We start from the raw sequence: 6608 nt of genomic DNA on the forward strand, positions 1-6608 counted from the left end.
CCCCCGGGCGGGGGCGGGGACGGGGCCGGGGGCCTTCCGGGGTGCGGTCCCGGGGAGGCCCCCCCCGCTACCGCTTACTTCTTCTGGTACTTCGGCACGAACTGCTGCTGCACTGCTTCCGCCAGCTGGTCCGGCGGCAGCAGGCCCTGGTCGAGCAGGAAGTTGTTGAACGCCATGCGGTCGAACGTCGCGCCCAGCGCCAGCTCGGTCTGCATGCGCAGTTCCAGGATGCGGGTGTAACCATAGAAGTAGCTGCCCGCCTGGCCCGGCATGCGCACCATGTAGCGGTCCAGCTCCTGGGTGGCCATCGCCTTGGACAGGCCGACCTGCTCGATCAGCACGCGCTCGCCGTTGGCACGGTCGGTCAGGCCGAGGTTGAGCATCGGGTCGAGCATGGCGCGGGCGGCGCGCAGCAGGCGGAACTGCAGCGCGATCATCTGCCCGTCCAGCGGCTCGTACGGCACCATCTCGGCCTCGGCGTACAGCGCCCAGCCTTCCACGTTCACCGAATTGAACGCGAACATGGTGCGCGCCAGCGACACGCCACGCTCGACCATCGCGGTGAACTGCAGCTCGTGGCCGGGGCGGCCTTCATGCGCGCTCAGCGTCCACGCCGCCGAGCCGAAGTTGAAATCGTCGTACTGCGCGCCCGGGCCAGCGGCCGGGTTGCCCAGCGGCAGCACGAAGGTGCCCTGCTGCCCGGTGTTGTTGACCAGCGGCGCCGGCAGGAAGTGCGGGGCCGGGCTGGCCGCGCTCTCCGCCGCCGACCCCAGGCGCATCTGCATGGCGCGCTTGGGCACGTCGACGATGCCGTGTTCGCGGATCAGCGGATCGATTGCATCGATCACCTTGCGGTAGTGACCTTCCAGCTGGTCGTCGGCGATCTTGTCGGCCTTCAGCGCGCGGATCACCGCCACCGGGTCGCTCGGGTCGGCGACCTTCAGGCCCTTCTCCTTCGCCACCAGCGGTGCCAGCTGCTGCATCGCCGAGCGGGTTTCCATGAATTCCAGCTGGGCGCGCTGCATCAGCAGCTTCGGGTCGATGTCGATGCCGACCTGCTTGAGCTGGAACGCATACAGCGGGGCCGGCAGGCGTGCATCGGTGCGCGCCTTCGGCAGCACTTCCTTGCGGGTCCAGGCGGCGTAGTCCTTCATCTGCCCTGCCAGAGCCGTCATCGCCTCATCGGCACCGGCAATCTGGTACTTCTTCAGCAGCGACTCGATGCCGGTGATGTAGGTCTCGACGTTGTCCAGCGACTGCTGCACTTCGATCTGCGTCGGCTGCAGCAGCGCACTGTCCTTCAGGCGCTCTTCGTAGCGCTGGCGGGCCAGCGTGGTGAACGCGGTGCCACCCGGCTGCAGGCCGGCATAGGCCTTGAGGCGGTCGACCGCCTTGGCCCGGCGCTCGGCCGGCACCTGGTCGGACAGCAGCAGGTTGAGGCCGCTGAACACCGTCTGCGGCGCATCGCTCCACGGCAGCAGGTACTTCTCGTTGAGCGTGCTGCCCTCGATGTTCTGGTCAGCGGCGTGGATCATGATCGCCAGATCCTGGCGGACGTTGGGATCCTTTTCGGTAGCCAGCTTCGCCTTCAGCTCATCGCGGGCCTTGGCGACCGCCGCGCGGTAGCGCTTGCCGTTGTCGGGGCCGAGGTCGGCCACCTTGTCGTCATAGCCGGGCACGCCGAAGAAGCCGGTCTCTTCCGGCTGGAACGGGCCCTGCGCATCCAGCAGGATCTGCGCCAGCGCATTGCTGCGGGCGACCCAAGCCGGGCTGGCCGGTGTGGCGGCCTTGGCAGCCGGCGCGGCAAGCGCCGGCGGGGCAGACAGCAACGGGGCGGCGGTCAGGGCCAGGGCAACGGCGAGCGCGATCGGCTTCATGGGACACTCCGGGAAAGGGTTGTCCGCAACTTACGCGCTCAGGGCGATGGCGACAATCGGCTGGAGGTCATGGCCCGGGGCGGGACATCTGCGCATTGAATGGACGGATCCGGGTAGAACTCGGAAATGATGCGCTTGGTTTCGCGCAGGACTCGCGCGTTGTCGTGAAGGTCAAAGGAGCCCGTTGGGCTCCCTTCATGCTGAACCGACGGGGACGACCAGAGGTTGATCCGGGGGCAGGCGCGTTCAGTGCACTCCAAAGCCATGACGGTACGCCAGTCAGGTAACTTCTCGTTGTTGGAACGATAGCCGTGTCCGTATGCAAATCTCGGCGGATCAAGAGTCGCATTCTCAGGGTCGTGATCTGCGCCCAGCAGATGGCCGATTTCGTGCGCAAGGGTGTGGTGGTCCAGGCACCTGCGTTCCAAAGCCAGAAAAGCCGTTTCCCGGGTCGCGAGCACCTGCTGCGCCAGCCCACAAGTCGTTACATTGGTACCAGTGTCGATGATCATCACCATGACGTCAGCGCGCTCGCCTTCCCGAGCCACGGGAAGCAGCCAGAGCGGCCCCTGCCTGCCCTTGGCGATGTCATCGAGAGTCTGATCAAGCGTGGTCTCGCGGTATCCCGGAAGTGCGTTGGCCGCCGTCTGCAGCTCCAGTTCAATACCACTTGCTGCAAAACCGGCATTGGCCTCGAGCACAGCAGCCCTGACCTGCTCGATTGCCGGATCCACCCCATCTGCCAAGGCACCGGCTGCAAAGCCATACGCCACCCGAATCACATCGGGACTTTCACCGTTCCCCCCGGCGGCGATTCCCGGAGGGAGGTCTGGAGCGGGCCGGTCTGGTCGCCGATCCCTCACATCGTCACGCTCGTCCCGTAGTGCCCGGCGCACATCACGCTTCACTAGTCGATCGCCATCCAGCGCGTAACGCCAGAACCCCTGGCTAAATCTCGCATGTGCTCCGGAAGCGTCCGACCAGATTCGCACGTACTGGGACGGACCAGGCTTCTCTTCAACATCCGGCATAACGCTCTTCACCCTGCCCACCCACTGCATGCCTGGGATAGAGCGCACCTCCCGTTGTGCGCCTTCATCACCCGCAGGCCGGTAGATCACGTTCTGGACGCTTTCGAACAGGGGTTCGGAAGGATCGCGGACAAGGTGAAGAACCATGTCGTAGAGATCGACGGTGATCTCATCGGCAGCCAAGGCGACCTCATTCACACGAACTCGGTGCACCCACTCCACATCATCGCCTGCTCTGCGCAGCTGCTGTTCTGCTGCTGCCGATGGTCCGTCCGAGACTACCTCCACGAAAGGTTCAGCAGCCATGCCGGGGGTGACCGAATGCAGCGCAAAAACTGCCAGCGCTATCACGCTCCTGATTGCATACGTTCGCATTGCACGCTCCTTCCAGGATGAAATGAGTCGTTGCAGCCAGATCCGCGCTGCAACGGCTCAATCATTGGAGGGGGCGTGCGGTAGCTATCCGGGACGTCGTTCACACTATCAATCCAAGCTATCGAAGCAGTAAAGATTGAAGGCTGCAGCATTAAAAGATCGGTTCATAAGCGTCGTGTGGTGTCGGAACTAATCGGTCCCGCACAAGACATGCCGAGCGGACCCGAGGTCCGGCCGGCAAGAGTGAATTCAGCTGGGGCGGATCACGACAGCCTCGGTTCCGGCCGTCGTGCAGTCACAACGCCATGCCTTCGCTGCACCCACCCCGCGCACGACACTCCTGCAGCGCGCATTCACCCGCAGCTTCTGCATCATCCAGCACGGTCAGGTCGAAGGTCTGCTTGTCCTCGCCCAGCACGTACATCACCGGGTAGTCCCACACGTCGTCGCGGCGGATGCCCGTCACGAACAACCGCCCCTGCCCCTGCGGCCCATCCAGGGCCACGGTGAGGACGACATCGCGCCGGCCGTCGTAGGCCGTCTGCATGCTGCCCAGCGGCATCGCGTCGGCACGCAGCGGCTCACCGAGCACCTGCACCAGTTCGATGCTGCAGGCGGCGCGGCGCATCGCTTCGCGCATCGGCGGGCTTTCGTGTGCGGCCTCGCTCCAGCGCAGCACGCTCCAGGCGATGATGCCGCACAGCGCGCCCAGGAACAGCACAACCGACAGCGGCATGGCCCAGCGCCAGTGGCGGCGCCACCAGCCAGGGCTGGCAGCGCGGTGGCCGGGGATCGGCGGTGGCAGATGCATCGGCGGGCTCCTTCCCGTGGGTCTGTCAGGGCTTCAGGCAGCGGTCCAGGAAGGCCTCGGCGACGCGGTAGCGGTGCAGTGCATCGGCACCAGACAGGCCGTGCTTGGCGCCGGGGTAGGTCATCAGTTCAAACGGCTGGCCACGCTTCTGCAGCGCGCTCATCAGGCTGGTTGAATTGGTGAACAGCACGTTGTCGTCCGCCATGCCGTGGATCAGCAGCAGCGGCGAGCGCAGGCCCTCGATGTGGGTCAGCACGCGTGCTTCGCGGTAGCCGGCATCATTGCGCTTGGGCAGGTCCATGTAGCGTTCGGTGTAGTGGCTGTCGTACAGGCCCCAGTCGGTGACCGGTGCGCCGGCCACGCCGCAGGCATAGCTGTCCGACGCCTTGGCCAGCAGCATCAGGGTCATGTAGCCGCCGTTGGACCAGCCCTGCACGCCGATGCGCGCCGGGTCCACCCACGGCTGCTGCTTCAGCCAGGCCACGCCACGCAGCTGGTCAGCCACTTCCACCGTGCCCTGCTTGCCGTAGAGCGCGCCGCCGAAATCACGGCCGCGGCGCGGAGTGCCGCGGTTGTCCAGCGAGAACACCACGTAGCCCTGCTGCGCCAGATACTGGTTGAACAGGTGGTCGCCGCGGCCGGGCCAGCTGTCGGTGACGGTCTGGCTGGCCGGGCCGCCATACACGTACACGGCCACCGGGTAGCGCTTGGACGGGTCGAAGCCGGCCGGCTTGATGATGCTGTAGTTCAGCGGGGTCTTGCCGTCGGCGGCAGTGAGCGTGCCGAACTCGATCGGGCGCTGCGCATCGCGGTAACGCGCATACGGATGCTTGGGATCGGCAAGGTCGTTCTCGAGCAGGGTGGCGATCTTCTCGCCGTTGGCCCGGAACAGCTCGATCTGCGGCGGCATGCTGCTGTTCGACCAGGTGTCCACGTACACGCTGGCGTTGCGCGCGAAACTGGCGGTGTGCATGCCCGGCGCCTTGGACAGGCGCTGCGGCTGGCCGCCCTGCAGCGACACGGCGTAGATCTGGCTTTCGCGCGCCGAATCGATGCCTGCACGGAAGTAGGCCTTGCCGGCCTTCTCGTCGACGGCCAGCAGTTCGTCCACCGACCAGTCACCGTGGGTCAGCGCGGTGGTCTTGCCCTGGGCATCGATGCGGTACAGGTGCTGGAAACCGGTGCGCTCGGACGACCACAGCACGCTGCCGTCATCGAGGAAGCGCAGGCTGTTGTGCAGCGGCACCCAGGTCGGGCTGGTTTCGTGGGCGAGCACGCGCTGGCGGTTGGAATCGAGCGCCACTTCCACCAGGTCCAGCAGCTTCTGGTCACGCGACTGGCGCTGGAAGCTCAGGTGCTGTGCATCGCGCCAGTCGACACGGGCCAGGTAGATGTCCTGTTCCTTGCCCAGGTCGATCCAGCGCGGCGTAGCGGCGGCAGTCGGCGCGATCACGCCCAGCTGCACGCGCACGTTGGCATCACCGGCGGCCGGGTAGCGCTGTTCGACCACGTCGGTGCGGTCGGCGTAGACCTCATAGCGCTTCTGTACGGGCACCGGCGCTTCGTCGATACGGGCGAAGGCAATGGCCGAATCATCCGGTGCCCACCAGTAACCGGTGTGGCGATCCATTTCCTCATCGGCGACGAACTCGGCCACGCCGTTGCCGATGGTCGCGCTGCCGTCGGCGGTCAGCTGCAGTTGCTTGCCGCTGGACAGGTCGATCACCCACAGGTTGCGGCCGCGGATGAAGCTGACGAAGCCCCCCTTGGGCGACAGCTTGGCGTCGGTGGCGAAGCCTTCGCCGTGGGTCAGCTGGCGCACGGCCGCTGCGCCCTGCTGCTTCAGGTCGTACAGGTACAGCTCGCCGCCCAGCGGGAACAGCAGGCGCTGCGCGTCCGGCGACCACTGGTAATCGACGATGCCGGTCATCGCGGCGATTCGCTGGCGCTCGCGGCGGGCCTTTTCTTCGTCGCTGAGGGTTTCGGTGCCGGGCAGCACCACCTTCGAATCCACCAGCAGGCGGGTCTGGCCGCTGCCGATGTCGTAGCTCCACAGGTCCAGCTGGTTGCGGTCGCTGTCCTTGCCGCGCAGGAAGGTGACACGCGAGCCGTCCGGGGCCACCTTGGGCTTCATCAGGGTCGGGCCGGACAGCGGCAGCGGGCCGGTGATGGCTTCCAGGGTGAGTTTTTCAGCGTGGGCGGCAGTGGTGGTGGCGAGCATGAGGGCGAGCGAGGCGAACAGATGGCGCATGGAAGGTCCCGGCAAACGGCAGGTCCGCCGCGCGCCAGGCGCGCAGCGGTCGTGCCCCCATCCTAACCAAGGCGGTCTGCGAAGGCAGCATGACCTTCTGCCCATGGCACAGCCCGCCGCATGGCCCGGCGCTACCGATGGCGGGCCGGGTAGCGCCCGGCCCTGCCCCGCGAGCGCAGCGGAGCCCCCATACGCCAGCCCCCGCCCGCCCCCGAAAACGCCGCGGGCTTCGTCCACCCCGGTGCGGTACTCACCCGAGAACA

4 protein-coding genes are annotated in these 6608 nt (G+C 66.5%); all 4 read right to left on the reverse strand.

The window, feature by feature from the left end:
- Positions 1-74: 74 nt before the first annotated feature.
- On the reverse strand, positions 75-1877 hold the full coding sequence (locus tag AC1VXD_RS19510) for a DUF885 domain-containing protein (protein WP_482993434.1): 1803 nt from the start codon (positions 1875-1877) through the stop codon (positions 75-77).
- A gap of 38 nt (positions 1878-1915) precedes the next feature.
- Complete coding sequence (locus AC1VXD_RS19515) at positions 1916-3283, reverse strand: M12 family metallo-peptidase (protein ID WP_482993435.1); 1368 nt, start codon at positions 3281-3283, stop codon at positions 1916-1918.
- Between the two features lie 295 nt (positions 3284-3578).
- Positions 3579-4094: a cytochrome c oxidase assembly factor Coa1 family protein gene (locus tag AC1VXD_RS19520; protein WP_482993436.1), complete on the reverse strand. Its 516-nt coding sequence runs from the start codon at positions 4092-4094 to the stop codon at positions 3579-3581.
- A gap of 25 nt (positions 4095-4119) precedes the next feature.
- Entirely contained in the window at positions 4120-6345 is a 2226-nt protein-coding gene (locus tag AC1VXD_RS19525) for a S9 family peptidase (RefSeq protein ID WP_482993437.1), read from the reverse strand.
- Between the last annotated feature and the right edge of the window lie 263 nt (positions 6346-6608).

The organism is Stenotrophomonas sp. STEN054, from assembly GCF_056854535.1.

What these genes read in the sequence shown, in the direction of transcription:
- AC1VXD_RS19515 (WP_482993435.1), bottom strand. Translation starts at nt 3,283, where the DNA reads ATGCGAACGTATGCAATCAGGAGCGTGATAGCGCTGGCAGTTTTTGCG.
- AC1VXD_RS19520 (WP_482993436.1), bottom strand. Translation starts at nt 4,094, where the DNA reads ATGCATCTGCCACCGCCGATCCCCGGCCACCGCGCTGCCAGCCCTGGC.
- AC1VXD_RS19525 (WP_482993437.1), bottom strand. Translation starts at nt 6,345, where the DNA reads ATGCGCCATCTGTTCGCCTCGCTCGCCCTCATGCTCGCCACCACCACT.
- AC1VXD_RS19510 (WP_482993434.1), bottom strand. Translation starts at nt 1,877, where the DNA reads ATGAAGCCGATCGCGCTCGCCGTTGCCCTGGCCCTGACCGCCGCCCCG.